Raw genomic sequence first — 21,157 nt, forward strand, 5'->3', positions numbered from 1 at the left:
TTAGAGGAAGGCGTTGGCGGCGTTCCAGCCCGATGCGCCGATCTGGACGCGCGCGGCGAACGGCGCCGAGGCCGTGCCGGTGCCCTTGAACAGCCACAACGCGCCGGCCGCATCACGGGCGAACAGGTCGGCCTTGCCGTCCCCGTCGTTGTCGCCGGTGGAGACCAGCGCGGTGTAGGCGTCCCAGCCGGTGCCCGCGCTGATCCGGGTGCCCAGAACGGCGCCGGCGGTGGTGCCGCCCGTTCCGGGGTAGATGTAGAGGGTGCCGCCGGTGCTGCGGGCCAGCAGGTCGTTCTTGCCGTCGCCGGTGTAGTCGCCGTATCCGGCCAGCGCGCTCATGGTGTTCCAGCCCGCCGGCCCGACCTGGACGCGGTCCAGGAGGGTGCCGTCCGGCTTGCCCTGGAACAGCCACAGGGCGCCGTCCGCGTCCCGCGCGAGAATGTCCGGCACCGCCGCGCCGCCCATGTCGCCCGGCGACATCAGCAGGTTGTAGGCATCCCAGCCCGGTCCGATCCGCCTGGTCCCGCTGCCCCGCTCGGCCGTATAGAACAGGGTCCCGTTCAGCCGGAAGTACACATCGCTGCCGGCCGCCCCGGACACGTTCGCGCGCAGGATCGCCGTCACCGCCGAGAACCCGCCACCCAGGTCCACGGCCGGCTGCAGACCCGCTCCCGTCGCCTTGGGCTCATAAGCCAGCAGATGACCGTCGCTCGACCTGCGAACCAGCAACGGCAGCCGCGGCGCCGCCGTCAACGTCGCCGTCACCGTCGCCGTCAGCGCCGCCCGGACGCCCTTCCCGGAGCTGGCCGCCGCGTGCGGAGCGACCATGACCGCGGACACGGCCAGCACGACCATCGCGAAAAGGCCCGCCGTTCGCCGCGAACGGACGACGGCCGTCAAGAGAGACATCCCTCGACGATCAGGCAACGCGGGGCTCCGCCGCATCTGTCAGCCGACTGGGGTCCTGCCGGCGCCGTCGGCAGCGCGTACGTCCCGAGCGTGGACGTGGCCACATCAGGTCACCGCCGGGTTACTGACGGCAGGCCCGGCTCGTGAGGCAAGGGAAATGTCCCGGAACGGCAGGCCGGCCGCGTTCCCGGGCGCCATCGCACGAGCACCCCCCGAAAGGAGCCCGCTGCCATGGCCCGTATCCGCTCGCTCGCCATCCTGCTCGCCACCGCCCTCGGCGCCGCCGTCCTGACGATCGCGCCCGCGGCCTCCGCGGAGGTGCCGGATGTCACCTGCACGCCGCCCAGCAGCAACATCGCCACCTACAACCCGGCGCTGACACTCACGCCGCAGACCGTGACGGTGGTCAACACCGCCCAGTACGGACCCTGCACCTCAGCGTTCCAGCCGACCCTGGCCTCCGGGACCCGCACGAGCGTCAACGTCTCCTCGCGAAGCTGCCTGGATCTCCTGGCCGCCACCCCCATCGCCTTCACCGTCACCTGGAACACCGGACAGACCTCCACGATCTCCGGCAACTCCACCACCACCATCGCGGGTGCCGTGGCCACCTTCACCCTGACCGGGACCGTCACCTCCGGGCTGTTCGCCGGCAGCACCGTCGTCCAGGCCAACGTCGCGCCATCCGCGAGCCTCCTGCTGTGCACCGCGGGACTGGGCACCGTCCCGAGCTTCTACTCCCTGGTCACCCTGGAGATCACCTCGGCCTGACCGCATCCCGGCCACGCCGGCTCATCACCCCACGCATTGATCGCCGGCGACGGGCCGGGCGGGGTCGGTCACGTCCGGACCGGCCCGGCCCACACCCGCAGCGCCTCGTCCAGCGCGGCCCGGCGCAGCTCGTCCCGGTAGAGTCCGCGTGTCACGTTGCGGGCGACGCCGAGCAGCCACGGCAGCCCGGCCCCGGCCGGCATCTCCTCCCGGCGCCGCCAGGCGACCATGGACGTCTCGCTGACCACCTCTTCGGCGAGCTGGAGGCCACATCTGCTCACCGCGTACGCGTGACCCGGGCCGCGGTACGCACGGTGACCCGGCACGGACGCTCGGCGCACAGCCCAGTCGCGACCCACTACGTGACCAAGGACCCCTGCGGCTGGGCCCGCACCTTCACGCGCCGGCCCGCACGTCCCGTACGGAGACCAGCCGGGCGATGAGCGCGCAGGTGAGCAGCACCGCCCCGCCGCCGGTGACGACGATCGGCAGCAGGCCGGGCAGCCCGTACCGCTGCAGCGCCGCCTGGTGGACCTGCCCCGGTACCAGGCCGGAGAGCGCACCGGCCTGCGTGAGGTTGACCAGCAGGGCCGCCCAGTATGACCACGTCGTGCCGCGCAGCGCGAACATGCCCAGCACGTTCCCCAGCACGCCGATCGCGATGACGGCGCGGAGGTTGGTCAGGAGCTCAGGCAGCGCCGCCGACGCCTCCGCCGCGCTCTTGCCGGCCAGCCGCAGCGCCAGGGCCGTCGTCTCGGGACTGGTGGCCAGCCATCCGTACACGAGGGTGCTGAGCGCGAAGACGAAGGAGCAGGCGAACGTCGTCCGTAGCAGGCGGGGGCTCCAGATGGGGGCGAGCTCGCGGGATGCCGCGGCCATGGCGACGCCTCTCGTGACGTTCGGGCTGGTGACTGCCTGTCAGTGTGCGGCGACCGGACGCGCGGCCGCATCCGTCATCCGACCTGTCCACCCCTGAGGCTCGTCCTTGCCCCGTCCAGCACCGAGGACGATGAGGGCAACCGCCACGAACCCGCGCAAGGATCTCACTCCAGCCCGGTCACGTGACAGATGTGCGGCCCGGCTCGTGCGCTCTAGCGTTCGACCGCCGAACCGTCAGGGGGCGCGCACGACGTACGCGCCGCCGTCCAGCCGGGGCCGCGGCGGTGAAGGCGGCACGATCGGAGGAGACATGTCCCGGGGAGAGATCCGCCAGGTGCGGGCCAACGCCATCGACTTCGCCTACCTCGAACGTGGCGCCGGGCCGCTCGTCCTGTTCCTGCACGGCTTCCCCGACAACGCCTTCACCTGGACGTGGCAGCTCGAGCGGTTCGCCGCGGCGGGTTACCGGGCGGTGGCGCCCTTCCTGCGCGGCTACGCCCCGTCGGGCGCCCCGGCGGACGGCGCCTACGACCCCCGCACGCTGGGCGACGACGTGGCGGCCCTGATCGACGGGCTGAGCCCGGACGGCAGAGCCCACGTGGTGGGCATGGACTGGGGCGGGACGGCCACGCACGCGGCACTGCTCACCCATCCGGCCCGGATCAGGGCCGCCGTCGTCCTGAACACCGCCCACCCTTACACCGTGCTGAGCGGCGTCAAGGATCCCGAGCTGGTCCAGCGGCTGTTCCACTTCTGGTTCTTCCAGTCCGACAGCGCCGACTGGGCGGTGCCCGTCGAGGGCCTGCCCATGGTCGACTACCTGTGGCGCACCTGGTCGCCGAACCTCCAGGACCCCGACCACGTGGCCGGGGTGAAACGCACCCTGGCCGCGCCCGGCGGGATCAAGAACGCGCTGGGCTACTACCGTGCCCTGTGGCGCGCGCAGCGGGAGCGCACCGTGCCGATGGGCGCGACGGAGGTGCCCACACTGTCGCTGTTCGGCGAGACCGACTTCACCACGAGATACGCGGCGGAGGAGGCACCCGGCTTCAGCGGCCCCTACGAGCGCAGGATCCTGCCCGCCCTCGGTCACTTCCCGCACCGGGAGGCTCCCGAGACGGTGACCGGGCTGATGCTGGACTGGTTCGCCCGCCACCCCGGCTGAGCGGCCGGCGCGCCGCAGGGGGCCATTCCAGTCGGGCGACGGATTCGCAGTGGAACGTGCCCATGCCATGGTTGCGGTTGGTTCGTACGTAGCGAAGGGCTGAGATGAAGGCGATCGGCGATCAGCGGGCGGCGGCGGGTCCGGCCGCGCCCGACCATCAGGCCCGGATGCGATACGCCTGGAGGGTGTGCTCGGTCACGAGCCTCGGCCTGATTCTCATCGGGGTCGCCGGAAGCACGCTCAACGTGGCGCTGCCCTCGGTGGTGCGGCACTTCCACGCGAGCGCCATGGAGTCAGGCTGGATCCTGCTGTCGTTCCTGCTGGTCAACACGGCCAGCCTGGTGTTCTTCGGCAGGGTGGCCGACCTGGTCGGGCGGCGCGAGGTGTATCTGACGGGCCTGGGCCTGTTCACGGCCGCCTCGCTGCTGGCCGGGCTGGCACCGGACGTGTGGCTCCTGGTCGGGATGCGGGTGGTGCAGGCGGTCGGGGCGGCGATGGTCCTGGCCAACGGCACCGTCATCCTCACCGACGCGTTCCCGCCGGAACGGCTCAGCCAGGGCATGGGCGTCTACATCGGCACCCTGTCGGTGGCGCAGCTGGCCGGGCCCACGCTGGGCGGGCTGATCGCCGAGACGGCTGGCTGGCAGTGGATCTTCTGGGTGAACGTGCCCGCCGGGCTCGCGGCCCTGACCTGGGGCGCCATGACGCTGCGCCGGATGCCTCGCGGCCCGCGGCGGCCGGTGGACGCGCTGGGCAACGCGCTGCTGTTCGCCGCGTTGTCGGCGCTGCTGCTGGCCTTGTCGGAGGCCGGCTCGGCCGGACCGTCCAGCCCGGCCGTCATCGGCGGCGCGGCGGTGTTCGTGGTGCTGGTGCCGGTGACCGTGCTGGTGGAGCGGCGGGCTGCGTCCCCGGTACTGGACCTGCGGCTGCTCGGCGGGCGGCTGCTGACCTGCGCCAACCTCGCCTCGTTCTGCAACGCCCTGGCGCGCTCGGCTCTCATCCTGATCGTCGCCCTGTACTTCCAGGCCGTCAGAGGGCTGGACGCGTTCGACGCCGGGCTGAGTGTGCTGCCGCTGCCGGTCGGCATGGCCCTGGCCTCTCCTGCGGCGGGGCTGCTGGGCCGTCGGGTGTCGTCGTACGCGCTGTCCGTCGGCGGGGCGCTGCTGAGCGCGGCCGGGCTGGGCGTGCTGATGCTGGCCATCGATCCGGCGGCGCCGTACTGGATCATCGGGCTCGGCCTGCTCGTCGCGGGATGCGGCAGCGGGGCCTTCATGACCGGGAACACCACGGAAGTCATGCGGGCCGTGCCTCAGAGCAGCCTTGGCGTGGTGAACGGCCTCCGAATGATGATCATGAATGTGGGGATCGTCATCAGCGTCGGACTGTCCCTCAGCGTCCTGACCAGCAGCGTGAACGAGCACCTGCGGGCCCAGGTGAGCGCCGGCACCCTGTCCGCCCTGTCGCCGGTGGCGGTCGGGCAGTTGACACAAGGGTTCGGGCGCACCTACGCCGTGCTGCTCGCCGTCGCCCTGGCCGGACTGGCCCTCGCCGCCCTCGCCCGCGCGCCGAAGGAACCACGCTGATCGAGCACCCCAAGGACCTGCCGGTCATCGAGAGAGACGCGGTACGGCTCGTCGTCCTCGACAGCGAGAACCGGTTGCTGCTCTTCCACACCCACGATCCCACGATGCCGGACAAGGGCGTCTGGTGGGAGCTGCCCGGCGGCGGGATCGACGACGGCGAGAGCTATGTGGACACGGCGATCAGGGAGCTGAGGGAGGAGACCGGAATCCGCGCCGTCCCGTCCCAGATCGGCGCTCCCACCTGGCGGCGTGACAGCTCCTTCCGCTACCGGGGCACCCGGCGGCTGCAGCACGAGGTCGTCGCCTGCGTGCGCCTCGGCATCCCCGGCCCCGATCTCGACACGTCGCAGAGACTCGAGTTCGAGCTGCAGGACTATGTCGGCTTCCGGTGGTGGCCGGTCGCCGAGGTGGCGGCCGGCCGCGAACGGTTCTATCCGCGCGCGCTGCCCGAGCTGCTGCCGCTGTTCCTGGCGGGCGAGCACATCGTCGAACCGCTGGAGCTGTGGCCGTGACGTGACGCGTCAGCCGGGGCTGGTGCGGCGGAAGGCCGCGCGGTAGTCCCTGGGGCGGCGTCCGGTGTGCCTGGCGAACAGCGCGGCGAACGCGCCGGGATCGGCGTATCCGACGGCGGCCGAGATGCCGGCCACGGTGCGGTCAGTGGTCTCCAGAAGGTGGCGGGCACGGCGGACCCGCGCCGCCTGCAGGTACGCCAGCGGGCTCTGCCCGGTCTCCTCCGCGAAGCGGCGCAGCAGCGTACGGGTGCTCACCTGGAAGGCGGCCGACAGCGCGGCGAGGTCGTAGCGGGCGGCGAGGTTCTGGTCGAGCCGGCGCATGACCTGCTGGGAGAACGCGTTGCCGGGCCGGGGCAGCAGGCGCCCGTCGATATAGGGGGCCTGGGAGGAGCGCGCGTCGTCGACGAGCGCCACGCGCGCGGTCGTACGGGCCACGCCGGCGCCGCTGTGCCGGCGGATGAGGTTCAGCGCGAAGTCGTACATGGCGCTGAAGGCCGCCGTCGTCGTCACCCCGGTGTCGGTGACGACCAGGAGCTCGGGACGCACGTCGATGTCCGGGTAGCGGCGGGCCAGCTCGCCGGCCAGGAGCCAGGCCGTCGTGGCGCGGCGCCCGTCGAGCAGGCCGGCCTCGGCGAGCAGGAACGCGCCGACACAGATGGCCACGACGGCGGTGCCCGCGGCGGCGTGCCCGCGGATCGCCGCGACCTCGGGGCCCAGGGGCGCGAGCCTGGCGTCCAGGTCGAGGCCCGGCGCGAGCTCGAACCCCGGCACGAGCAGGACGTCCGCCTCGCGCAGCGGAGAGACATCGAGCGCCGCCCCGCCCGAGGCGAGGACGCGGCGGCGCGGTGAGACGATCGACACCTCATACCTGGGACCGCCCGGCCCGGCGACGTGCGTGGCCATCGTCAGCAGGTCGGGCACGCCGAACACCTCCGAGGCGAAGCACCCCGGATAGGCCAGGACCGCGACCCGCAACGCCCCCACCTCCTCCCCATGGCGAGATTACCCGCATACTTGGCGATCTCGCCTCTTACCCGGCACGGGGCCCCAGGTTCAGGCTGTCACCCATGAGTTCTGACGACCCGATCACCGACTTCGCCCGCCGATCCGTCGACGTGGAGGGGGTGGTCAAGACGGTGTACGTGGCCGGTTGCGGGCCGGCCGTCGTGCTGATGCCGGAAATGCCGGGCATCAGCCCTGACGTGCTCCGGCTGGCGCGGTGGGTGCGGGACGCGGGCTTCACCGTCTTCGTCCCCTCCCTGTTCGGCGTCGACGGCGCCTACCCCACGGCCGAGGACGGCACCGAGATCGTCCGCCGCGCGTGTGTCAGCGCCGAGTTCCGCGCGTTCGCCGGGGGCGGCACCAGCCCGGTCACCGCCTGGCTGCGCGGGCTAGCTGTACTGTCCACAGAGGTTGAGTACGGACGACACGACATCGATGATCTTGTGAATGGGTGAGGGCCTTCGGTTTGGTGTGGATTGCGACATCTGCACACCAACCAGAAAGGCCCTCATGCCCCACCGTAACGCGCCGCTGACCGAACTCGGACGCCTGCGCCTGGCCCGCTGTGTTGTCGAGGACGGCTGGCCACTGCGTCGTGCCGCCGAACGCTTCCAGGTCGCCGTCACCACCGCACGGCGCTGGGCCGGCCGCTATCGGCAGTGCGGAGCGGCAGGCATGTCCGATCGTGGATGACTCGGCGTCCACGTCGTCGGCGAGTTCGCCCGGGCGTTGGGCGAGGCGGATCTGTTGGTGCAGGATCCGGCTGCCGGTGACCGCCACTTCGGCGATCGCGTCGCGGACGGGTCCTTCGCGGCCGTCGAGCTCGGGGGTGACGGCGCAGAAGAAGCACCCGCCGTCGAAGGTGTCGAGGTAGCCGATCCAGGCGTCCGCCAGGCCCGCAGCCGAGGGAGCCCGTCGGCGGCACTCTCGGCCGCGCGCAGGACCTTCTCCTCGAAGACCTGCGTGGCCGCCGCCACGATCTCCAGTTGCAGCTCCTGCTTGGTGCCGAACAGGCCCTGATCGCCGCTCTTGCTCATGCCCAGGGCGGTGGCGAGCTTGCCGAGGGTGATTCCCTCCAGGCCGTCGAGGGTGGCAACGTTCAGGGCGCATTCGAGGATCGCGCGGCGTTCGTCTCCAGGAGGGGACGTCGGCATGCCCCCATCGTAGGTTGTGTGCGATCGATCGCACGGATAGGTACAGGCGTACGGCCTGCGGTCGGCTGGAGTTCCCCGCAGGACGCGTTGCGATCGGGGGGGGGGGGGATTCGATGCCGGGCTCGTCACCTGCCCTTCACGAGGGCATCGGTAACGTCCACCGGGCGTCTGAGCATCTTGTGGCTCCGGGACAGATCAGCGAGGCGCTGGAGTTTCCTCAGATCGAGCTTGGTGGGGTAGGAGCCGAGCGTCACGCGTTCCGCCACGGTCGCGGAGACCTTCGTGTAGCCGGGCAGGACAGTCCGCGCCTGCTGGGGGTCGTGCCCGATCCGCCTTTGGGCCTTGGCCAGGGCGCGATGGAAGGCGGCCAGCGTCCGGGGGTTGCGCCGGATCCATCGTTCGGTGGCGGACATGCCGGCGGCGTGCAGGCCCGCGAGGTCCCCGGCCGGCACCTCCTGGACGATGCGGATGTGACCCGTCTCGCGGCCCATGGTGACGAACGGCTCGGCCAGCAACGCCGCGTCGACCTGGCCCGCGTGCAGCGCCTTCAGCATCTCGGGGTACGGCTTCTCGACCATCAGGACGTCTTCGCGCAACGTCAGCCCGTCCCGCTTCAGCGCGGAGGCCAGAGCCAGCGGCCCGAGCCCTACGAGGTTCGGGACGGCGACCCTTTTGCCTTTCAGGTCCCTTACCGCGTTGATCTTCGACTGGGTGTTCACGACGATCGCGGCGCTTCCGCGGGCGGCTTGATGCATCCCAGAGACGATCTTGAGCTTCTTGCCCGCCTCGTTCGCCTGGAAGAGCGTGAGATAGTCCGTTTGCACCAGGTCCAGCGCACCGCTTTCGAGCAAGGGCACCGCGGCTGCCGGGCCGGTGATGAGCATCGGCTTCACCGTCAGCCCCTCCGCTGCGAAGTCGCCGTTGGCGAGGGCGACGTACACGGGCGCCGACTCCACGCTCGGGACCACCCCGACCCTGATCACCGACTGCTCGGGCGGGCCGGACGGGCGGGCGGCGGCCTCCGGTCGCGCGGGCAGCGCCCGGATGCCGACGGTGCCGGCGAGCACGGTGACGACGACCACGGTGGCGGCGGCCAGCGCCATGAAGGTGCGCCGCCTGCGCTGATGGACCTCCAGCGCCGCGGCGGCCAGGTCGCGCTCCGGTACATCGTCCGCGATGCGGCTCAGCTGCTCTGCGAGCCAGGTCATGGGCGGGCCTCCTCTTTCCGTTCACGGGCCGGCTCGTCGGGTTCGGGCAGCCGCGGCGCCAGCTCGGGTGCCAGCGCGCGCAGCCGGGCCAGAGCGTGGTGCGTCTGGCTCTTGACCGTGCCGATCGAGCAGCCCATCAGGTCGGCGACGTCGCGTTCGGTCCGGTCCTCGTAGAAGCGCAGGACGAGCACCGTGCGTTGCTTGGGCGTCAGCCGCATGAGCGCCTGTTGCAGAACGACCCGCAACACGGCGGAGTCCTCGCAGGCGTAGGCGCGCTCGGGCGGCTCGGCGCTGGGCACCTCGGCGGAGCCGCGCCGCCGCCGCCACGAGATGTACTGGTTGACCATGCTCCTGCGCGCGTAGGCGTCGAGGTTGTCGACGTGGCGTAACTTCGGCCACCGCCCGATCATGCGGACCAGGACGTTCTGTAACAGGTCCTCGGCGAGGTGGACCTCGCCGGTCAGCAGGTAGGCCAGGCGCAGCAACGGGCGTTGGTGAGCATCCACGAACGCCCGGAAGCCGGCATCGCGATCCAACGTCTCTCCTCAGGGTCGATACCCTCCAGACGTCGTGGGCGCGGCAAAAGGTTGGCACTGGTGAGAAACGGGCGTACGGAAGTGACGCCGGTCGTTTCAGGAGGCGTCGGTCGCAAGCGGTCCCACCGCAGGGGATCGCCGGCGATCCCGCCCGCATGATGGCCGCGAGCGCCCCGTCGCCCACGAGAGGAAACAGCGACACGGCAGGTATGGCCGATGCCCGTGCCCGTCTCCAGCAAACCCGCATGCCGGGCTCGACCCCTCCCGCCGCGCATGCCTCTCCCGAAGGAGGACCCAGTGCGCGAACACGTTCGGCATCCCCACGCCGCGCGGCTCCAGCAACGTCAACCAGTTCTCCCACCCGGCGGTCGGCCCCGGCGGCGGCGCCGGTCAAGGCGGGCGACTTCTTCGACTTGCCCGACTGCGCCACCTACCGCCGCCGATCCGCGCCATGGCGATGCCCAGCCGGTCGTTCATCTCGGGCGGCGCCGTCCCTCCCTCCTGGCCCTGTTGCACTCTGCTACAAGCTCATTGCACCAGAAAAGACGCTCTGACCTGCATATATGAGATTCACGAGTTGCCTTGATTCTAGCCACAACCCTAGCGTTCCCCCAGACCGAAGAGGAGGTTGGTTGCACCATGCAGAAGGTCGTTCTCATCACCGGCGCCTCCGCCGGCATCGGCAAGGCCACCGCACTCGAGCTCGCCCGCGCAGGCCACACCGTCTACGGCGCCGCCCGGCGCGTCCGGCTGATGGACGAGCTGCGCGACGCCGGCGGACACGCCCTGGAGCTGGACGCCCGCCGCCCGGAGGACCTGGAACGCGCCGTCACCACCGTCGTCGAGGAGCAGGGCCGGATCGACGTCCTGGTCAACAACGCCGGCACCGTCCTGCACGGCGCCGCCGAGGACGTCCCCATCGACCTGGCGCGCGACCAGTTCGAGGTCAACGTGTTCGCGCCGGCCCGGCTCGTCCAGCTCGCCCTGCCGCACATGCGCGCGCAGGGGGCCGGCACGATCGTCAACGTCTCCTCCATCGGCGGCGAGATCGCGCTGCCGCTCGGCTGCTGGTACTACGCGACCAAGCACGCCCTGGAGGCCTACTCCGACAGCCTGCGCATGGAGGTCGAGCCGTTCGGCATCGACGTCGTCGTCATCCAGCCCGGCATCATCAAGACCGGGTTCGAGGACCGTACCGCACAGGACCTGCGCGAGATCTCCGGCACGACCGCCTACCGGGACATGGCGCAGGCCATGGCCGCGCGCGCCGAGGCGCAGCTCGGCGACAACAGCCCGGGCAGCGACCCCGGCGTCGTCGCCGCCGTCATCCGGCAGGCCGTCGAGGCCGGCAAGCCCGAGACGCGCTACCCGGTCGGCTGGATGGCCGACAAGCTCCTGGAGCTCAACCGGACGCTGCCGGACCGCGAGTTCGACAAGCTCGTCACCGCCAGCGCGAAGACCGGCACCGCGAAGTAGGCCGCTACGATGTCGCTTCGACCTCACGCCCGCAGGTGGTGGGCGCTGGCCGCGCTCGTGCTCACGTCCCTGGCGGTGGGCTTCGACGTCACCATCCTGAACCTCGCGCTGCCCAGCATGGCAGCGGACCTGCACGCCGGCAACGCCGAGCTGCAGTGGTTCGTCACCGTCTACACGCTGGTGCTCGCCGCCGGCATGATCCCGGCGGGCATGCTGGGCGACCGCTTCGGCCGCCGGAGAATCCTCCTGGTGGCGCTGGCCGTCTTCGGCATCAGCTCGCTGGCCGCCGCCTACGCCCCCACCACCGGGATCTTCATCGCCGCGCGGGCCGCGCTCGGCCTGGGCGCGGCGCTCATCATGCCGACGATGCTGGCCGTGCTGCCCACTATGTTCAGCGAGCACGAGCGGCCGAAGGCGATCGGGACGCTGGCGGGCGCCTCCATGCTGGCCTTCCCCATCGGCCCGCTGCTGGGCGGCTGGCTGCTCGACCACTTCTGGTGGGGCTCGGTCTTCCTCATCAACATCCCCGTGGTGGTGCTGGCATTTCTCGCGGTCGCGGCGTGGCTGCCCGAATCGCCGCGAGAGCGTGGCCGGCGGATCGACGCGGGCGGCCTGGTGCTGTCGAGCGTGGCGCTGACGGCGCTGACGTACGGTCTCATCGAGATCGGCGAAGCCGGCTGGACGGACGCTGCCGTGCTCGGCCCGCTGCTCGCCGGGGTGGCGGCGCTGGCACTGTTCGTCGTGTGGGAGCGGCGGGCCGAGGCCCCGCTGGTGAACCTCGCGCTGTTCGGCAACGCGCGTTTCACCGCCGGCACCGCGCTGGCCACGCTCGTCAACTTCACCATATTCGGCGTCCTGTTCGCGCTGCCGCAGTACTTCCAGGCGAACCTGGGCGCCGACGCGATGGGCAGCAGCCTGCGCCTGCTGCCGCTCGTCGCGGGCATGCTCGCCGGGATGTCCTCGGCGGCCAGGCTGAGCAGGACGATCGGCCCCAAGCTCGCGGCCGGGCTCGGGTTCGCGCTGCTCACCGCCGGCCTGTTCTAGGGCGCCACCACCGGTACGGGCAGCGGCACCGCCTCGGCGGCGGCGTGGACGGCGATGTACGGGCTCGGGCTCGGCTGGATCCGGCCCACGGTCATGGACGCGGCGCTGGGCGCCCTCTCACCCGGCAACGCCGGCGCCGCTGTGCCGGCGGATGAGATTCAGCGCGAAGTCGTACATGGCGCTGAAGGCCGCCGTCGTCGTCACCCCGGTGTCGGTGACGACCAGGAGCTCGGGACGCACGTCGATGTCCGGGTAGCGGCGGGCCAGCTCGCCGGCCAGGAGCCAGGCCGTCGTGGCGCGGCGCCCGTCGAGCAGGCCGGCCTCGGCGAGCAGGAACGCGCCGACACAGATGGCCACGACGGCGGTGCCCGCGGCGGCGTGCGCGCGGATCGCCGCGACCTCGGGGCCCAGGGGCGCGAGCCTGGCGTCCAGGTCGAGGCCCGGCGCGAGCTCGAACCCCGGCACGAGCAGGACGTCCGCCTCGCGCAGCGGAGAGACGTCCAGCGCCGCCCCGCCCGAGGCGAGGACGCGGCGGCGCGGTGAGACGATCGACACCTCATACCTGGGACCGCCCGGCCCGGCGACGTGCGTGGCCATCGTCAGCAGGTCGGGCACGCCGAACACCTCCGAGGCGAAGCACCCCGGATAGGCCAGGACCGCGACCCGCAACGCCCCCACCTCCTCCCCATGGCGAGATTACCCGCATACTTGGCGATCTCGCCTCTTACCCGGCACGGGGCCCCAGGTTCAGGCTGTCACCCATGAGTTCTGACGACCCGATCACCGACTTCGCCCGCCGATCCGTCGACGTGGAGGGGGTGGTCAAGACGGTGTACGTGGCCGGTTGCGGGCCGGCCGTCGTGCTGATGCCGGAAATGCCGGGCATCAGCCCTGACGTGCTCCGGCTGGCGCGGTGGGTGCGGGACGCGGGCTTCACCGTCTTCGTCCCCTCCCTATTCGGCGTCGACGGCGCCTACCCCACGGCCGAGGACGGCACCGAGATCGTCCGCCGCGCGTGTGTCAGCGCCGAGTTCCGCGCGTTCGCCGGGGGCGGCACCAGCCCGGTCACCGCCTGGCTGCGCGGGCTAGCCCGCCAGGCCCACACCGAGTGCGGCGGCCCGGGAGTCGGCGCGATCGGCTTGTGCTTCACCGGCAACTTCGCCCTGACGATGGCGCTCGAACCGGCCGTCATCGCCCCGGTGGTCAACCACCCGTCCCTGCCGCTGGACGACCCGGCCGGGCTCGAGCTCAGCGACGAGGACGCGCGCGCCGTCCGCGACCGCGTCACCCGCGACGGGCTGACGGTGCTCGCCTACCGCTTCGACAACGACCGCTGGTGCACCGGGCAGCGCTTCGCCGCCTACCGGGCACTGCTCGGCGACGCCTTCGACGGCCGCGTCCTGCCCGGCGGCTCGGCGAACACCAGCCCGCCGCCGTTCTTCGCCGACGTGGTCGAAACCCCGCACAGCGTCGTCACCGCCCACCTCGTCGATGAGGACGGGCACCCCACGGTGCGGGCCAGGGACGAGATCCTCGCCTTCCTGACCGAGCGCCTGAGCCCTTCCGGGCCTGGCGGGACGGCGAACCGCCGCGCCGGAGCAGCGTCGTGACCGCCGTGGCCCGGCCGGCTCGGGGACGGGCGCATCGGCCAAGGACACTGTCACCATGACCGAGGCTCCCGTGGCTCCCCGGCGGTCGCGTCTCGACGTGCGCCTGCCGCGGGCCGTACCGGCGCACGACTTCCGGCACCCGGTGGAGGCCGACATCCCGGTGCTGGGGCACCTGATGTGGCAGGCCTACCGGGGTACGCCCGACGAACAGGACGCCGGAGGCAGCGTGGCCGCGGCGACGCAGGAGATCCGGCTGACCCTCACCGGCGCCTACGGGCCCTTTCTGCCCGCCGCGTCCTTCGTCGCGCAGGACGACGGGCGGCCCGTGGCCGCCGCGCTGGTGACGGTGTGGAAGGACGTGCCGCTGCTGGCCTACGTCTTCACCGCGCCGCCCCATACCGGCCGGGGACTGGGACGGCGGCTCATCGAAGCGGCGATGCACGCCCTCGGCGCGCAGGGTCACGGGTGGTTGTCCCTCGCGGTGACGCAGGACAACATTCGCGCCCGCCGCCTTTACGAGTCCCTGGGCTTCGTGCCACACCAGAAGAAGCAGTGAGCCGCACGACCGATGCCGGCCTGCCACCCGGCGATGGCGAGACCCCCGGGCCCCCAGGGTGATGGTTCACCGCTCGGGTCGGCCCGGCCGGGCACAAGGTGGTCGTCGTGGTGTACTTGTCGAATGCGGAGCCATCATGGAGGCGGTGTGACCTGGCAGGCGACGCCGAGTCGCTGCGCGACGACGGTACGCGTGCACCTCCTCGGGGACGTCACCGCGATCAGCGATCGCCGCGCCGCGCCGGCCGGTGACGCGAAAGCGCCCGCATGACCACGGACCGGCGGGTCCGGCGGACGCGATCGCTGCTGCGCCAGGCGGCCATCGAGGTCATCCATGAGAAGGGCTTTCGTGCGGCCCGGGTCCGCGACATCACCGAGCGCGCAGACGTCAACCGAGCCACCTTCTACGCGCACTACGCCGACAAGTACGCGCTCGCCGAAGCAATGGTGCGCGATGAGATCCGGCACCGGTTCGCCGGCAGGCTCCCGGCCACGCCCGCGCCGCTCGCCGACCTCGTCCACGCCCTGGCGGTGCTGCTGTGGGAGGATTCCAGCCGGGCGGACGGCTGCCGGCGCGACGTCGACGTTCTGCGCCCGCTGATCCAGCGCGCGGTGCGCACCGAGGTGTCTCGCTTGCTCGTCGAACGGGGCGCGTACGAGTCGGCCGTGACGGCGCACATCGCCGGCTCGACGATCGTGGGCGCGGTTTGCTGGTGGCGGGAGAGCGGGTTGCCGGACACCCCACCCGACCAGGCGGCCGACGAGGTGACCCGCGCGGTGTTGCACGGGCTGGGGCCGGCGTCACGGTGACCTGGGTACTTCTGCGCTATTCGGCACCATGCCCGCCTGCGGGCGCCGTGCAGGATGCCGCTGAACGCCGTCGCCTCGCGGTTCCATGCGGCACCATGCCCGTCCGCCACCGGGCTCACCATCGAAGCTCCTCGCCGGCCGGTGGGCGGCCGGCCCTCGGGCCGTCGAGGAACAGTGCCGCAGCCTGGCTCTGCAGCTGGAAGGGGAAGTCATGGACGACCCGCTGCTTCCACGGTCGGCTGACGATGGCGTGTGTCATCCGGCGCGCGCTTCGCGGACGTCGCATGATCAGGTCAGCGAGCTCCCACGCCCGGTCCATCAGGCGCTCGCGCGGCACGATCTCCGACACCATGCCGTACTCGAGTGCCTGCCGCGCATCCACCGCCTGGCCGGTGTAGAGGTGATAGGCGGCTCGCTTGGTGCCCATCAGTTCCTGGAAGGTGAGGCCTTGCCCGTCACCGGGCGCGGTCGACACCAGGAAATGCGGGTCGAAGAAGCGTGCGTCCTCGGTGCAGATGGTGATGTCGCAGGCGAGCGCGATCTCGGTGTGCGGTCCGGGCCCGTTGACCGCGGCGATCGTCGGGACGTCGACGCCGAAGACGAAGTTCTGCAACAGCTTCGCCGCGTCCTCGTACATCGTGGCGATGTCGTCAACCGTCCGATCGACATGCCCATCGGCGCTGCGCCGCGCGTCCAGCCAATGCTCGCCGGTGCCTGTGAGGATGAGCACCTCGTTCTGCGGGTCGTTACCGACCTCCAGCCATGCCTGCCCCCAGGCGTTGTGACCGGCGAACGTCTGGACGTACGAGCCGCCGTCGGTGTGCATACGAAGCTCGAGGATGCCGTCGCGGCGGCGCATCGCGAAAAAGTCGCGGTACTTCTCCGCGTACTCGGCGAGGTCGGGTCGGCTGACGAGCCCCGCCCATCTGGCTGCGTTCAACTGATCGGTCATGCGATCATGCTCCTCGCGTGCCACAGCCGACTCAATCCCCAAAAGCCGGCCGGTGCTGGATATCCGACAGATCACAGAAAGCGTCGGATTCGGGCCGAACGGAACGTTCATCGGCGATGCGAGCTGCCAGGCAGGGAGATGGCGTCAATCACCGTTTCGGTGCGCCGGAGCCCAGCGTCTTCTGTCCGGACATGGTCGTGGTGACCGGCGCGGTGTGTTGAGAATCGATCGCTCACAACGCCTTCCTGGGCAGTTTCAGTGCCATGCGCGATCAGCATCAGCGGTACCAGTTGGAGCAAACGATGAGAGGAAGTAAGGGCGTCTTCCAAGCTCGCTAAAAGGTGGCCTTATGTGCCGATGTTCCCGACGTAAGCAGGCCACGTTGGCACCCGGCCGTTCGAGCTCGAACCGCCGGGCCGAAACAGAGTCCGATGCCCGTACTCTGGGTGAGAGGTGGGTTGGTGGTCAGACGGTGAGGACCACCTTGCCGCGTACGTGGCCATTCTCGACGATGCGGTGCGCGGCTACGGCCTGGCTCAGGGGGAAGGTCCGGACGGGCAGGATCAGCTGTCCGGTCGCCGCCTTGCCAACGACCTCGCGTAGGGCGGGCAGCGAGCGGCCCCCCACTCGTCGCACCCCGTGCTCTGCGACGGCACGCTGGTCGACGGTCGTTCCGATGCGGCGGCGGTCGTGGATCAGGGCGAGGCTGGTGGCGATGGTGTCACCGCCGACGAGGTCCAGGGCGACGTCGACTCCGTCTGGTGCGAGAGCGCGGACGCGGTCGAGCAGCCCGGGACCGTAGGTGGTGGGCAAGGCGCCGAGGTCGCGCAGGTAGTCGTGGTTGTGCTCGCTGGCGGTGCCGATGACCCGTGCTCCCAGCTCGCGTGCGAGTTGGACGGCGATGGTGCCGACGCCGCCGGCCGCGGCATGGATGAGGAGGACATCGCCGGGTTTCACCCCCAATTGGGACAGGGCGGTGTGGGCGGTTTGCCCGGCGGCGGGCAGGCCTCCAGCCATCTCCCACGGGAGCGGTGGTGGTTTGACGACCAGGCCGGCGGCGTCGACGACCAGAACCTCTGCGTAAGCCTGCGCTGTGGCTGACCCCACCACGTGCGTGCCGACAGCGACGGCGCCGCCGGCAGGGACGTCCGGGCCGAGAGCGATGACCGTTCCGGCGAACTCGTTGCCCAGGCGCTGTGGGAAATGGGCAGGAATGGTGTCGGCGAAGTCGCCGCGGCGGAGCTTGCAGTCGACCGGATTGACTCCGGCTGCGTGGATCCGCACGAGCGCCTGGCCAGGTCCCGGCCGCGGGGTTTCGATCGGGAAGGGCCGCAGGACTTCCGGAGGACCGAAGCGGGTCAGTGCGATGACGGTCGGCATCGAAGGGGAACTCCTTGTTGCTCGTGTCGGCGTTCAGCCGGTCAGGACGTAGGGCCGGGCGGAGCGGGCGGCGCGCAAGGCAACTCCCCACCAGGTCAGCCGGTCGAACAGGGTGTGCGCTGCGGCCTCTGCGGATGTGGCGGTGGCGGGGTCGGTGATGTGCCCCTCCGGATCCACGTGGTCGTGCGGGAAGTGGAAGCTGACCGTGTCGCGGACGGTGACGGCATGGAGTTCGGCGAGGACCTGACGTAGCTGTTCGACCGCGCGTAGCCCGCCGGCGAACCCGCCATAGGAAACGAACCCGACGGGCTTGGCGGCCCACTCCTGCCGGACGGTGTCGATGGCGAGTTTCAGCGAGGCGGGGTAGCCATGGTTGTATTCGCAGGTCACGACGAGGATGGCATCGGCGGCGCCGATGCGGCCGGCGAACTGCGTCGCGGCGATCGAGCCGCTGAGATCGGCAGGCAGGGCAAGGCCGGCCAGGTCGATGACGTCGGTGGTGAACTCTGGCCGGCCGCCGGCGACGCGAGCGGTCCAGCGGCCGATGGAGGTGCCGAAGCGGCCCTGGCGGGTGCTGGCGATGATCAGCGCCAGGTGCAGGGGCTGGTCGTTCACTGGCGGGTGTCCTGTTCTTCGTTGTGGGCTCGTGCGGCGTCGCGGACGGCGGTGAGGCCGGCCGTGAGCTGCTCGCGCTGGGCGGGGGACAGCCGGCCGAAGGCGAGTCGTTCCAGTTCGGCCCAGGCGGCTCGGATGCGGGGGCACAACGCCTGCCCGGCGTCGGTAAGGCCGACCTCCATCGCGCGCTGGTCGGTCTCGGACGGGGTCCGCACGATGAGCCGGCCGCGCTCCATGGCTTGCAGGGTCGCGGTCACCGTGGAGCGGTCGCGGCCCAGGAAGCGAACGAGCTCGGCCTGCGGCGTCCGGCCATGGTCCTGCAGGTACAGCAGGACGACCTCCTGCGGCGCCACCAGGCCCAGCTCGGACAGCAGGGAGGTGGCCAGGGCGGCGTGGGCCCGCACCGCCTGCAGCAGCAGCGAGCCCAGTGGGCCTCGGCGATCTGGATCCCCGGGTGGGAACGTGTCCCTTTCCCGGAAGCCTTTTTTGTTGGCATACCAGCATAATACTTTGCATACTGCTGGCATGCCAACAAATCAGGGTGGCTCCGACCCACTCGATCCGAACCTGCTCCGGCTTGCCGCCGTCTTGATGGTCGGCGGCTTGGCCTCGCTGCTGAACACCACCATCGTGGGAGTGGCTCTGGATGACGCCCGCGTCGCCCTGGCCGCCGGCACCGAGCAGATTCAGTGGGTTGCGACCGCCCACCTCCTCACCCTGGCCGTGGTCGTCCCCACAATGCCCTGGGCACTCGGCCGCGTCGGCACCCGGTCGCTGTGGCGGGCCAGCCTGCTGATCTTCGCCCTGTCATCGCTGCTCTGCGGAGCGGCCTGGTCCACTGCCAGCCTCATCGTCTTCCGCATCCTGCAGGGGATCGGCGGCGGGCTGATCCTGCCCGTGCTGCAGACGATCCTGGCCACCATGGCGGGACCACGGCGGCTGGGCCGCGTGATGGCGCTGGTCGCGGTGCCCGGCCAGCTCGCGCCACTCCTCGGACCGATCCTCGGTGGCATGGTGATCGACGGCCCCGGATGGCGGTGGGTGTTCTGGGTCAGCGTTCCGCTGAGCACGGCAGCTCTGGTTCTGTCCTGGCATGGACTTCCCGCCACGGTCCCCGCCGATCCGCGACCACTCGACCTGCGCGGGCTGCTCTTGTTGTGCCCTGGACTGGCGGCCCTGCTGTACGGCGGCACCCGGCTGACAGCCTCCACCGACGTCCTCGGCGCCGGGCTGTCGATCGCGCTCGGCACCGTGCTGCTGCTCGGCTACACGCACCGCGCCCTCCGCCGCCGTCATCCCTTGGTTGATCTACGGCTGTTCGGCGAGCGTGCATTCGCCCTGTCCTGTGGGCTGATGGTGCTGGCCGGCGCGTCGATCTTCGGCCCCATGGTGCTGCTGCCGCTGTTCTACCAGCAGGTGCGCGGTGCCACCGGCATGGAGACAGGCCTGCTCCTGGCCCCCTGGCAGTCGGCACCATGGCCGCGCTGCCCCTGGCCGGCCGGCTCACCGACCGCTTGGGCCCCGTGTGCTGCTCGTCGCCGGCACGGTCGTCGCCGCCGCAGGCACTGTGCCCTACGTGGCCGCGCCCGGCGCGAGTGATTCGGCGCTGAGCATCGCCCTGTTCCTGCGTGGTATCGGGCTCGGCCTGGCCACCGTCCCCATCACCGCCGCCGCGTACATGCGGATGTCACCTGCGGCCATTCCTGAGGCGACCACCCTGCTCAGCGTCGTTCAACGCATCGGTGGCTCCTTCGGCACGGCATTCCTGCTCGCCATCGTGGCCCGTCACCTCGCCACCGGTGGCTCTGCTCCCCAGGCGTACGCGATCGCCTTCGGCGCCACCCTCATCATCTCCCTGCTCGCCCTCGCTCCAGCGGCGCTGTTGCCGCGGCGCGATCCCGCCTCTCCCGACTCCGACACCACAGGCGCTGCCGCTGAGCCAGTTCGGTGATCTGGGCGTTGTGCCATCGAACGCCGCAGCATTGTGGCCGGAACCTGCGTCCCCGCTCGACCTGTCGGCTCGCAGTGCGGGGCGAACGATATCAAGGGAGGACTGCAAAACCACGGCGGATTTGATGATCAAGGAAGAGACGCTTGATGTCCGAGACCGCCGTGGAGCCGTTGTCCATGAACGAACTGCCTGTCGAGCCGGACCGCTCGCTGACGGCCGGCAGCTGATCTCGATGCTCGTGAACCGGGCCCGCAGTGAGGGGCTGCAGCTGACCGGTGAGGGTGGCCTGCTGCAGCAGCTGACCAAGCGGGTGCTGGAGTCGGCGCTGGAAGGCGAGATCACCGATCACCTCGGCTATGACCGGCACGACCCGGCCGGCAAGAACAGCGGCAACAGCCGCAACGGCCTGCGCCAGGACGGTGGTGACCGACGTCGGCCCGGTCCAGGTGCGGGTGCCGCGCGATGTGGCGGGTACCTTCGAGCCCCAGCTGGTGCGCAAGCGGCAGCGCCGGCTGTCCGGCGTGGACGAGATGGTCCTGTCCCTGTCGGCCAAGGGGCTCACCCATGGGGAGATCTCCGCCCACCTGGCAGAGGTCTACGGGGCGAACGTGTCCAAGCAGACCATCTCCACCATCACCGACAAGGTCATGGACGGCATGGCCGAAGGGCAGAACCGGCCGCTCGATCGCGTCTACCCGGTCCTGTTCGTGGACGCGATCAACGTCAAGATCAAGATCCGGGACGGTCACGTCGCCAACCGGCCCATCTACCTGGTCACCGCCGTCACCGTCGAGGGACACCGCGACATTCTCGGTATCTGGGCCGGCGACGGCGGTGAGGGCGCCAAGCACTGGCTGGCGGTGCTGACCGAGCTGAAGAACCACGGCGTCGACGACGTGCTCATGCTGGTCTGCGACGCACTCAAGGGCCTGCCGCAGGCGGTGGCGACGGTCTGGCTGAATGAAAGAGCTCACTCATGTAGCGATATCGATCGGGGGAGTGAGCCGAGAGATAGTTCACCCTACGGTGTGATCGTTGACGACGA

24 protein-coding genes and 3 pseudogenes are annotated in these 21,157 nt (G+C 70.9%); 14 read left to right on the forward strand and 13 right to left on the reverse strand.

The genetic code is table 11. The features are described 5' to 3' along the window. On the reverse strand, positions 1-909 hold the full coding sequence (locus tag KIS93_RS05675) for an FG-GAP repeat domain-containing protein (protein ID WP_222107263.1): 909 nt from the start codon (positions 907-909) through the stop codon (positions 1-3). Between the two features lie 231 nt (positions 910-1,140). Between KIS93_RS05675 and KIS93_RS05680 the strand changes: the two genes are divergently transcribed. Continuing rightward, positions 1,141-1,680 carry a hypothetical protein gene (locus tag KIS93_RS05680; protein ID WP_186403892.1) on the forward strand — a complete coding sequence of 180 codons (540 nt, stop codon included), beginning with the start codon at positions 1,141-1,143 and terminating at the stop codon, positions 1,678-1,680. A 68-nt stretch (positions 1,681-1,748) separates the two neighbouring features. Here the strand turns inward: KIS93_RS05680 and KIS93_RS05685 are convergent, their stop codons facing one another. Beyond that, positions 1,749-1,961, reverse strand: coding sequence for an RNA polymerase sigma factor (locus tag KIS93_RS05685; RefSeq protein WP_186403893.1), 213 nt, complete (start codon positions 1,959-1,961; stop codon positions 1,749-1,751). Between the two features lie 115 nt (positions 1,962-2,076). Then, a complete protein-coding gene (locus KIS93_RS05690; RefSeq protein ID WP_186403894.1) occupies positions 2,077-2,559 on the reverse strand; it encodes a hypothetical protein in 483 nt (160 codons plus the stop codon). Positions 2,560-2,869: 310 nt separating this feature from the next. Between KIS93_RS05690 and KIS93_RS05695 the strand changes: the two genes are divergently transcribed. The 3 genes from KIS93_RS05695 (at position 2,870) to KIS93_RS05705 (ending at position 5,819) form a co-directional block, all read left to right on the forward strand. Further along, the gene (locus tag KIS93_RS05695) at positions 2,870-3,724 is read left to right on the forward strand and encodes an alpha/beta fold hydrolase (RefSeq protein ID WP_186403895.1); all 855 of its coding nucleotides are present in this window, start codon (positions 2,870-2,872) and stop codon (positions 3,722-3,724) included. 167 nt (positions 3,725-3,891) lie between these two features. Beyond that, positions 3,892-5,307 (forward strand): MFS transporter, encoded by a 1,416-nt coding sequence (locus tag KIS93_RS05700; RefSeq protein WP_246005209.1) that lies wholly within the window; start codon positions 3,892-3,894, stop codon positions 5,305-5,307. A gap of 26 nt (positions 5,308-5,333) precedes the next feature. Further along, entirely contained in the window at positions 5,334-5,819 is a 486-nt protein-coding gene (locus tag KIS93_RS05705; RefSeq protein ID WP_281261954.1) for an NUDIX hydrolase, read from the forward strand. A gap of 9 nt (positions 5,820-5,828) precedes the next feature. On the opposite strand, the gene KIS93_RS05710 is transcribed toward KIS93_RS05705, so the two are convergent. Then, entirely contained in the window at positions 5,829-6,794 is a 966-nt protein-coding gene (locus KIS93_RS05710) for a GlxA family transcriptional regulator (RefSeq protein ID WP_222107264.1), read from the reverse strand. Between the two features lie 92 nt (positions 6,795-6,886). On the opposite strand from KIS93_RS05710, the gene KIS93_RS05715 reads away from it, so the two are divergent. Continuing rightward, positions 6,887-7,276 carry a dienelactone hydrolase family protein gene (locus tag KIS93_RS05715; protein ID WP_222107265.1) on the forward strand — a complete coding sequence of 130 codons (390 nt, stop codon included), beginning with the start codon at positions 6,887-6,889 and terminating at the stop codon, positions 7,274-7,276. A 55-nt stretch (positions 7,277-7,331) separates the two neighbouring features. Further along, positions 7,332-7,508: pseudogene (locus KIS93_RS05720) on the forward strand (leucine zipper domain-containing protein); the annotation flags it as partial. 63 nt (positions 7,509-7,571) lie between these two features. Here KIS93_RS05720 and KIS93_RS05725 read toward each other — a convergent pair. From KIS93_RS05725 to KIS93_RS05735, 3 genes and pseudogenes are all read right to left on the reverse strand, one after another. Further along, positions 7,572-7,931: pseudogene (locus KIS93_RS05725) on the reverse strand (TetR family transcriptional regulator C-terminal domain-containing protein); the annotation flags it as partial. Between the two features lie 169 nt (positions 7,932-8,100). After that, a complete protein-coding gene (locus KIS93_RS05730; RefSeq protein ID WP_186403899.1) occupies positions 8,101-9,183 on the reverse strand; it encodes an ABC transporter substrate-binding protein in 1,083 nt (360 codons plus the stop codon). Beyond that, complete coding sequence (locus KIS93_RS05735) at positions 9,180-9,719, reverse strand: SigE family RNA polymerase sigma factor (RefSeq protein WP_186403900.1); 540 nt, start codon at positions 9,717-9,719, stop codon at positions 9,180-9,182. The genes KIS93_RS05730 and KIS93_RS05735 overlap by 4 nt, the downstream gene beginning before the upstream one ends. 639 nt (positions 9,720-10,358) lie before the next feature. On the opposite strand from KIS93_RS05735, the gene KIS93_RS05740 reads away from it, so the two are divergent. Next, the gene (locus KIS93_RS05740) at positions 10,359-11,195 is read left to right on the forward strand and encodes an oxidoreductase (protein ID WP_186403901.1); all 837 of its coding nucleotides are present in this window, start codon (positions 10,359-10,361) and stop codon (positions 11,193-11,195) included. A 9-nt stretch (positions 11,196-11,204) separates the two neighbouring features. Next, on the forward strand, positions 11,205-12,239 hold the full coding sequence (locus KIS93_RS63030; RefSeq protein ID WP_222107266.1) for an MFS transporter: 1,035 nt from the start codon (positions 11,205-11,207) through the stop codon (positions 12,237-12,239). 117 nt (positions 12,240-12,356) lie between these two features. On the opposite strand, the gene KIS93_RS63035 is transcribed toward KIS93_RS63030, so the two are convergent. Continuing rightward, positions 12,357-12,908: a DJ-1/PfpI family protein gene (locus tag KIS93_RS63035; RefSeq protein ID WP_246005211.1), complete on the reverse strand. Its 552-nt coding sequence runs from the start codon at positions 12,906-12,908 to the stop codon at positions 12,357-12,359. 92 nt (positions 12,909-13,000) lie between these two features. On the opposite strand from KIS93_RS63035, the gene KIS93_RS05750 reads away from it, so the two are divergent. The 3 genes from KIS93_RS05750 to KIS93_RS05760 all read left to right on the forward strand — a co-directional run bounded on the left by KIS93_RS05750 (position 13,001) and on the right by KIS93_RS05760 (position 15,214). Continuing rightward, the gene (locus tag KIS93_RS05750) at positions 13,001-13,849 is read left to right on the forward strand and encodes a dienelactone hydrolase family protein (RefSeq protein ID WP_186403902.1); all 849 of its coding nucleotides are present in this window, start codon (positions 13,001-13,003) and stop codon (positions 13,847-13,849) included. A 55-nt stretch (positions 13,850-13,904) separates the two neighbouring features. Next, positions 13,905-14,405: a GNAT family N-acetyltransferase gene (locus KIS93_RS05755; RefSeq protein WP_186403903.1), complete on the forward strand. Its 501-nt coding sequence runs from the start codon at positions 13,905-13,907 to the stop codon at positions 14,403-14,405. A gap of 266 nt (positions 14,406-14,671) precedes the next feature. Continuing rightward, on the forward strand, positions 14,672-15,214 hold the full coding sequence (locus KIS93_RS05760) for a TetR/AcrR family transcriptional regulator (protein ID WP_186403904.1): 543 nt from the start codon (positions 14,672-14,674) through the stop codon (positions 15,212-15,214). Between the two features lie 115 nt (positions 15,215-15,329). Here KIS93_RS05760 and KIS93_RS05765 read toward each other — a convergent pair whose 3' ends face one another. The 4 genes from KIS93_RS05765 to KIS93_RS05780 form a co-directional block, all read right to left on the reverse strand. Further along, entirely contained in the window at positions 15,330-16,166 is an 837-nt protein-coding gene (locus KIS93_RS05765) for an enoyl-CoA hydratase/isomerase family protein (protein ID WP_186403905.1), read from the reverse strand. Between the two features lie 465 nt (positions 16,167-16,631). After that, the gene (locus KIS93_RS05770) at positions 16,632-17,546 is read right to left on the reverse strand and encodes an NADP-dependent oxidoreductase (RefSeq protein ID WP_186403906.1); all 915 of its coding nucleotides are present in this window, start codon (positions 17,544-17,546) and stop codon (positions 16,632-16,634) included. A 33-nt stretch (positions 17,547-17,579) separates the two neighbouring features. Then, the gene (locus tag KIS93_RS05775) at positions 17,580-18,161 is read right to left on the reverse strand and encodes an NADPH-dependent FMN reductase (RefSeq protein ID WP_186403907.1); all 582 of its coding nucleotides are present in this window, start codon (positions 18,159-18,161) and stop codon (positions 17,580-17,582) included. Beyond that, positions 18,158-18,565, reverse strand: coding sequence for a MarR family winged helix-turn-helix transcriptional regulator (locus KIS93_RS05780; RefSeq protein WP_222107267.1), 408 nt, complete (start codon positions 18,563-18,565; stop codon positions 18,158-18,160). Before KIS93_RS05780 ends, KIS93_RS05775 begins: the two co-directional genes overlap by 4 nt. A 106-nt stretch (positions 18,566-18,671) precedes the next feature. On the opposite strand from KIS93_RS05780, the gene KIS93_RS05785 reads away from it, so the two are divergent. Next, entirely contained in the window at positions 18,672-19,760 is a 1,089-nt protein-coding gene (locus KIS93_RS05785; RefSeq protein ID WP_186403909.1) for a DHA2 family efflux MFS transporter permease subunit, read from the forward strand. Next, positions 19,738-20,112, forward strand: coding sequence for an MFS transporter (locus KIS93_RS05790; RefSeq protein WP_186403910.1), 375 nt, complete (start codon positions 19,738-19,740; stop codon positions 20,110-20,112). Before KIS93_RS05785 ends, KIS93_RS05790 begins: the two co-directional genes overlap by 23 nt. Positions 20,113-20,203: 91 nt before the next feature. Here KIS93_RS05790 and KIS93_RS64685 read toward each other — a convergent pair whose 3' ends face one another. Next, the gene (locus tag KIS93_RS64685) at positions 20,204-20,461 is read right to left on the reverse strand and encodes a hypothetical protein (protein ID WP_186404013.1); all 258 of its coding nucleotides are present in this window, start codon (positions 20,459-20,461) and stop codon (positions 20,204-20,206) included. On the opposite strand from KIS93_RS64685, the pseudogene KIS93_RS05800 reads away from it, so the two are divergent. Next, a pseudogene (locus KIS93_RS05800) lies at positions 20,345-21,092 on the forward strand (IS256 family transposase); the annotation flags it as partial. The gene KIS93_RS64685 and the pseudogene KIS93_RS05800 overlap by 117 nt on opposite strands. Positions 21,093-21,157 lie beyond the last annotated feature (65 nt).

Origin of the sequence: [Actinomadura] parvosata subsp. kistnae (assembly GCF_900323885.1) — a bacterium.
Classification (GTDB): Bacteria; Actinomycetota; Actinomycetes; order Streptosporangiales; family Streptosporangiaceae; genus Nonomuraea; species Nonomuraea composti.